Raw genomic sequence first — 1,110 nt, forward strand, 5'->3', positions numbered from 1 at the left:
AGATCGCGATTCTCAGGGCGATGAGCAAGGGTGTGCGCGAGATCGCCCGCGCGCTGGGGCGTGCCCCCGGGACAATCTCTCGCGAACTGCGCCGCAACGCCGCCACGCGCAGCGGCAAGCAGGAGTACCGCGCGACGGTCGCCCAGTGGAAGGCTCAGCAGGCGGCCAAGCGCCCGAAGAGCGCGAAGCTCCTGGCCAACGACCGGTTGCGTGAGTACGTGCAGGAGAGGTTATCGGGGAACGTTCACCAGCCTGACGGGACGGTGGTCGCAGGACCGCAGACGCCTCCGTGGAAAGGGCTGAACAAGCCGCACCGGCAAGACAGGCGGTGGGCGACAGCATGGAGCCCGGAACAGATCTCGCACCGGTTGAAGGCCGACTTCCCCCATGATGAGTCCATGCGCATCAGCCACGAGGCGATCTACCAGTCGTTGTTCATCGAGGGCCGTGGTGCGCTCAAGCGGGAGCTGGTCGCCTGCCTGCGCACCGGGCGGGCGCTTCGAGAGCCTCGGTTGAGGTCACGGAACAAGCCGCAAGGGCATGTCACCGCGGATGTCGTCCTCAGTGAACGTCCGGCAGAGGCCGCAGACCGCGCTGTCCCAGGGCATTGGGAAGGCGATCTGATCATCGGGACGGGCCGGTCCGCGATCGGCACGCTCGTCGAGCGCAGCAGCCGATCCACCCTCCTGGTGCATCTGCCGAGGATGAGGGGCTGGGGCGAGGTGCCGCCCGTGAAGAACGGCCCGGCGTTGGGCGGTTACGGTGCCGTCGCGATGAACACTGCCCTGACGGTGTCGATGACGAAGCTACCTGAGCAGCTCCGCAAGACACTGACCTGGGACCGCGGAAAGGAACTCTCCGGGCATGCCCAGTTCGCGCTCGAGACCGGGACGAAGGTGTTCTTCGCCGATCCGCACTCGCCCTGGCAACGACCCACGAACGAGAACACGAACGGGCTGCTGCGTCAGTACTTCCCAAAGGGCACCGACCTGTCCCGGTGGTCCGCCGAGGACCTCGAAGCCGTCGCCCTGGCAATCAATAACCGACCCCGCAAGATCCTCGGCTGGAAGACACCGGCCGAGGTCTTCGAGGAGCAGCTACGCTCACTAC

1 protein-coding gene is annotated in these 1,110 nt (G+C 66.4%); it reads left to right on the forward strand.

The genetic code is table 11. From position 1 onward, the window contains the following. Nucleotides 1-1,110, forward strand: a 1,110-nt coding sequence (locus tag ACWD11_RS35180; protein WP_451287974.1) for an IS30 family transposase, incomplete at both ends; no start/stop codon positions are given.

This window comes from Streptomyces sp. NPDC002776 (assembly GCF_053592195.1).